The sequence below is a fragment of the Shigella sp. FC1967 genome (assembly GCF_001743005.1).
GTDB lineage: Bacteria > Pseudomonadota > Gammaproteobacteria > Enterobacterales > Enterobacteriaceae > Proteus.
This window is the reverse complement of the sequence record NZ_MIIZ01000272.1, coordinates 1-250: the sequence shown is the minus strand read 5'-3', so window position 1 is coordinate 250 and position 250 is coordinate 1. Positions and strand designations below refer to the sequence as shown.

1 protein-coding gene is annotated in these 250 nt (G+C 54.0%); it reads left to right on the top strand.

Translation table 11 applies throughout. The features are described 5' to 3' along the window. On the top strand, positions 1-250 hold a 250-nt coding region (locus tag BHE89_RS02485; RefSeq protein ID WP_458694201.1), incomplete at both ends, for a hypothetical protein.

Below are 250 nucleotides of genomic sequence, written 5' to 3'. Positions count from 1 at the left end.
CAAGCTGGTGGTCTCTAAAGGCGCAATCAAGAAGCTGGCGCTGGGCAAATCCAGCAAGAAGTTTGCTTTCAAGTTTGCGGCTTGTCTCACTGGGCGTTTGAAAGGCGCAACCATTGAGGTGTCGCAGAGCATGGAGTTCATGGATGAGCCAGGGGAAGGGAATGTTGAGCTCCTCGATGTGGACAAGCAGGCCTATACCCAGACCCATGACGAAATCTCTACACCAGCCATTGGCCCCGTCCTGGTGACT